Source organism: Polaribacter sp. (assembly GCF_039939415.1).
Taxonomy (GTDB): Bacteria; Bacteroidota; Bacteroidia; order Flavobacteriales; family Flavobacteriaceae; genus Polaribacter.
Genome location: NZ_JBDVJE010000082.1, coordinates 1 through 5,025 on the forward strand (window position 1 = coordinate 1; position 5,025 = coordinate 5,025).

Here is a 5,025-nt window from a genome sequence, read left to right on the forward strand (position 1 = left end):
GGTTTAGCATTGGATCATGATTTAGCTATGGCTAAATTACAATTAGCAGGAATTGCAATGACTAAAAGACGTAAACGTGAAGCTACTAATTTAATGGCAGAAGCAAAAAAATTAGACAAACACGGAATGTTAAAAGATCAAATGAAAATGATGAAAGATCAAATGAAAAAAATCTAATTCATTATTTTTATAAGTATAAAAAATCCGCTAAAAAGCGGATTTTTTGTTGTATAATTTTATAAATAATAAATCTTTTTTTAGATTAAATCTAATAACTTTAAATTGGCTTAGCCCTGATAGTAACGGCATCCTTTTTGTTTTTCACAAAAAGATATAGTGGATAGCAGGTAATAGCTTCTAAAAAAAAGCTATTACTTACTACTTTAACCTTGTTAAACTTAGATCTTTATTATATTTTACAATAAATAAACCTTTGTTTTCTGTTGCACCAAACAATTTTGTTGAATAATCAAATTTGCTTTCTACTCTAAATGAAGCTCCTTCTTTAAACGTAGATTTTAAATCATTACCAGAAGCTAAACGTATTAAAATATCATAAGTAATATCAAACCCTTTGGTTGCATAAAAAGATGGTAGTGCATTATTTTTACGAATATATTGTTTGTTAAATAATTGTGTTGACGCTGAAGCTTCATTTACATACTCATCACTTACATAAGTTAAATTAATTTTAGCCAATTTTAAATTTGAAATCTTATTAAAAGCTCTACCCTTATTGAAAGTAAAAACACGAACATGTGTAGAATCTGGTAGACTAATTAAACTGTTTATAGCATCTGCCACTAGAACATTATTATCAGAAGTTAAAATTACCCAATTATCTATATTTGGTTTTAAAATTTTTAAAAAACGATCTTTTGCAATATAACCGTCTTTAGGCTTTAATACGTTAACTACTTTTATAGAATCGTGTGACTCTAAAGATTGTTTTATAAGTGTATTAGAGTTATTTGATGCTGATTGTCCATCTCCAACTAAAATTAAATTTCCTTTTTTAAAATTGTCTTTTATAAAATTAGTTAACTCTTCTCTAAACACTTTTTTCTCTGGAGAAGTTTTTATTAATTTTGGTGATGAAAATTTTGATTGTTTTTTAGAATAATGAGGAAAAACTACAGGTGTTTTTATTTTATTTGCAAGTATTTCTGCTTCTTCTGAATATAAAGGGCCTATAATTACATCATTATCTTCTAAATTATTTTCTGCAATAATTGTTTTTATTTTGGTGCTCTTTCTTCCTGTATCATAAACATTAAGATCTATATTAACTCCTTGTTTTCTTAAAGAATCTATTGCTATTTCTGAGCCTAAATAAAAATCTGTTACAATATTAGCTAATCTACTTTTTATAAAAAGATCTTTAGAATCTATTGTATCATTTTCTTTGGTTAAAAAAGGTAGTAATATTGCAACCTTTAAAGAAATTTCTTTATCTATTTTATCATCATAAATATGAACTTCTGTTTCTTCTTTGCCTTCTAAAATAGGTTTGATTTTTATAACCTGCCCCACTTTTAATCCTTCTGATAAAACTGGGTTTAAAGCTATCATTTCTTCTTGAGAAACATTGTAAAAACGAGTTAAACTATAAAATGTATCCCCCTTTTTAACTTCATATACTACAAAGTCTTTTTTAAGTTCTTTTAAAAGTTTATCTTTATTTTCTATAGTTGCATTGTTCTTTTTAGTATCAATTTTAACAACATCTACAACGTTATCTGTTACAGAATCTACAGTAGTTTTTATCTTTTTGTTAGGGATTACTATCACAGAATTAGCCTTTGGTTTTCTACCAACATCTGGGTTAAGGCGAAGTAAATCTTTAGTTTTCATATCCAATCTATTGGCTATGGACCTCATTGTTTCACCTTCTTTTACTTTATAATCAACGTATTTTTTTTGTTGACCGCAAGAAACAGTAAACGTTATAATACATAGAAAAACAAAAAACTTTACATGTTTCATATACTTTATTCCCATTCTATTGTTGCAGGTGGTTTAGAGCTAATATCATACACTACTCTATTTACACCTTTTACTTGATTTATAATTTTATTAGACGTTTTTTGCAAAAACTCATAAGGTAAATTTACCCAATCTGCCGTCATTCCATCTGTACTTTCTACAGCTCTTAAAGCTACTACTTTTTCATAGGTTCTTTCATCTCCCATCACCCCTACAGAGTTTACAGGAAGTAACATTGCACCTGCTTGCCAAACGCTATCATACAATCCGTCTTCCTTTAAACCATTTATAAAAACAGCATCTACCTCTTGTAAAATACGCACTTTTTCTGCAGTAATATCTCCTAAAATACGAATTCCTAAACCAGGTCCAGGAAAAGGGTGACGCCCTAATAACTCTGGATCTATTCCCATTGAAGCGCCTACTCTTCTTACCTCGTCTTTAAAAATCATTTTTAAAGGTTCTACAATTTTTAATTTCATATAATCTGGTAAACCTCCCACATTATGATGGCTTTTTATTGTAGCTGATGGCCCGCCATTTACAGAAACAGATTCAATAACATCTGGATAAATTGTACCTTGTGCTAACCAAGTTACATCTGTAATTTTATGTGCTTCATCATCAAAAACTTCAATAAAAGCATTACCAATAGCTTTTCTTTTCTGTTCTGGATCTGTTAAACCCTCAAGAGCTTTTAAAAAACGTGTAGAAGCATCAACTCCTTTAACGTTTAATCCCATGCCTTCGTATCTTTTTAATACGGTTTCGAACTCATTTTTACGTAAAAGTCCGTTGTTAACAAAAATACAATATAGGTTTTTACCTATTGCTTTGTTTAATAAAACTGCAGCAACAGAAGAATCTACACCTCCTGAAAGACCTAAAACAACTTTATCATTTCCTACTTTTGCTCTAATATCTTTAACGGTATTTTCTACAAAACATTGTGGAGTCCATGTTTGTTCTACTCCAGCAATTTTAACTAAAAAATTTTCTAATAGTTGTTTACCATCTTTAGAATGATATACTTCTGGATGAAATTGAATTGCAAAAGTTTCTTCTCCATTAATTTTGTAAGCCGCATTTTCAACGTCTTTTGTACTTGCTAACAACTCTCCATTAGTTGGTAATTCTTTAATAGTATCTGAGTGGCTCATCCAAACTTGACTCCCTTCTGAAATACCATCAAAGAAAACCTCATCACTTTTTATAAATGATAAATTTGCTCTTCCATATTCTCTTGTATTAGAAGGTGCTACTTTACCGCCAGAAAAGTGAGCTAAATATTGAGCACCATAACAAACTGCTAAAACAGGTTTTTTTCCTCTAATTTCTGACAAATCAGGATGAAGAACATTTTCTCCTCTTACAGAGTTTGGGCTTCCAGAAAGAATAACCGCTTTAAACTCTGATTGATTTTCTGGTAGATGGTTAAAAGGATGAATTTCACAGTAAATGTTTAATTCTCTTACTCTTCTCGCAATTAATTGTGTGTATTGCGATCCGAAATCTAAAATAAGTACGTTGTGTTGTTGCATGCGCAAAAATACTATTTCAGATTAAATTTTAACACTGAAATTCATATTTTTTCTCACTAATTAGAATTCGCTAGTAAAACAATAAAATATGTTTAGTTTTTTAATGAAAATTATTATCGATTTCTAAACTTTTAATCATATAAAATCATTCTTAAACAACTTGTTCTAAAAAAAACAGGTTAAACTTAATTTGTCTAACCTGTTTTGTGATAATACTATTTTATTTATACTAAAGATTTGAAACTTAGAATCGATAAACAATCGCGTTTAAGTTCATTCCTGCTCCTACAGATGTAAAAATCACTACATCTCCTTTGTTTATTTCTTGGTTTTCAATTTCACCTTTTTTTACTAAATCTAACAAAGTTGGTATGGTTGCAACAGAACTGTTTCCTAATTTATGAATACTCATAGGCATAACTCCTTCTGGCACCTTCTTTTTAAACAATCTAAAGAAGCGTTTAATAATAGCTTCGTCCATTTTTTCATTTGCCTGATGAATAAAAATTTTCTTTACTTCATCTATAGAAACATCACTTTTATCTAATGCTACTTTCATTGCTAAAGGAACATTTACCAATGCAAATTCGTAAATTTTTCTTCCTAACATTTTAATATAGCGAGTATCTTTGTTTGCAGACTTGTTAAATGACTTTCCATAATATAAATAAAAAGCTTCTTCTTTTGCAAATGTTTGAGTTGCATGACTTAAAATTTTTGCACCCTCTTTTTCAGTTGCTTCTACAATACAAGCACCTGCTCCATCACTAAATATCATAGAATCTCTATCATATTTATCTACAACTCTAGATAAAGTTTCTGCACCTATAACTAAACATTTTTTTGCAATTCCTGCTTTTATAAATGCCTGAGCTTGAATAACTCCTTCTACCCAACCTGGACAACCAAAAAGAATATCGTAAGCAACACAATTAGGGTTTTCTATACCCAATTTATATTTAACTCTTGCTGCTAAACTTGGCAAAATATCACTCTGAACAGCTCCTTGTTTAACATCTCCAAAATTATGTGCAAGAATAATATAATCTAGCTCTTCTGGATCTAAGTTTGCGTCTTTAATTGCCTTTTTACTTGCTAAAAATGCTAAATCTGACGTATTTAAATCTGGTGTTGCATAACGCCTTTCTTCAATACCTGTAATTGCTTTAAATTTTTCTATAATTACATCATTACTAGAACTAAAAGTAGAACCATCTTCGTTTAAAAAATGCTCATTTAAAAATTCTATATTTTCTTTCTTTATTGAAGGAATGTAAGCTCCTGTACCAGTTATTTTTGAAGAAATCATAATTAAAATTAAGTATTGTTTTTTATTAAAAAAGACAAGCATCTAATTTACAATTTCTTAATTTAATAGTATTATTTTTTACAATATAAAATGATATTCAAAACGAATAATACCAGTAAATAAATTAGAAAAATGCATCTTATTTTAATTATAAACACCTAGCTTCACCTCCATAACAGTAGCTATAGA

General features: G+C 29.0%; 3 protein-coding genes and 1 pseudogene. 1 reads left to right on the forward strand and 3 read right to left on the reverse strand.

Annotated features, from left to right (window positions below; all coding sequences use genetic code 11):
* Nucleotides 1-177, forward strand: a pseudogene (locus ABJG40_RS13875) (DUF2892 domain-containing protein); the annotation flags it as partial.
* Between the two features lie 201 nt (nt 178-378).
* Here ABJG40_RS13875 and ABJG40_RS13880 read toward each other — a convergent pair.
* The 3 genes from ABJG40_RS13880 to ABJG40_RS13890 all read right to left on the reverse strand — a co-directional run bounded on the left by ABJG40_RS13880 (nt 379) and on the right by ABJG40_RS13890 (nt 4,836).
* Complete coding sequence (locus ABJG40_RS13880; protein ID WP_348025190.1) at nt 379-2,001, reverse strand: LysM peptidoglycan-binding domain-containing protein; 1,623 nt, start codon at nt 1,999-2,001, stop codon at nt 379-381.
* Nucleotides 1,992-3,527, reverse strand: a complete 1,536-nt coding sequence (gene guaA, locus ABJG40_RS13885) for a glutamine-hydrolyzing GMP synthase (RefSeq protein WP_348025191.1) — start codon at nt 3,525-3,527, stop codon at nt 1,992-1,994. The genes ABJG40_RS13880 and guaA overlap by 10 nt, the downstream gene beginning before the upstream one ends.
* A 244-nt stretch (nt 3,528-3,771) precedes the next feature.
* Nucleotides 3,772-4,836, reverse strand: a complete 1,065-nt coding sequence (locus ABJG40_RS13890; RefSeq protein ID WP_348025192.1) for a 3-oxoacyl-ACP synthase III family protein — start codon at nt 4,834-4,836, stop codon at nt 3,772-3,774.
* Between the last annotated feature and the right edge of the window lie 189 nt (nt 4,837-5,025).